Annotated in this window: 1 protein-coding gene; it reads right to left on the reverse strand. The window is 43.8% G+C overall.

The genetic code is table 11. The features are described from left to right. Positions 1-267 (reverse strand): EF-Tu C-terminal domain-related protein (locus AC1M9H_RS14400; RefSeq protein ID WP_481613660.1); only part of this gene is annotated, 267 nt, incomplete at both ends.

Consider the following 267-nt stretch of genomic DNA (forward strand, 5'->3'; position numbering starts at 1 on the left):
GGTGGATTAATTCTACTGACATTTCTACGTTGTCACCAGGCATAACCATTTCAACGCCTTCTTGCAATTGAATCGCGCCAGTTACGTCAGTTGTACGGAAGTAGAACTGTGGACGGTAACCGTTAAGGAATGGAGTGTGACGACCACCTTCTTCTTTAGAAAGTACGTATACTTCTGCATCGAATTTAGTGTGTGGCTTGATCGCACCTGGTTTAGAAAGTACTTGACCACGTTGTACGTCTTCACGCTTAGTACCACGTAATAAGA

The organism is Acinetobacter sp. ANC_7512 (assembly GCF_056779935.1).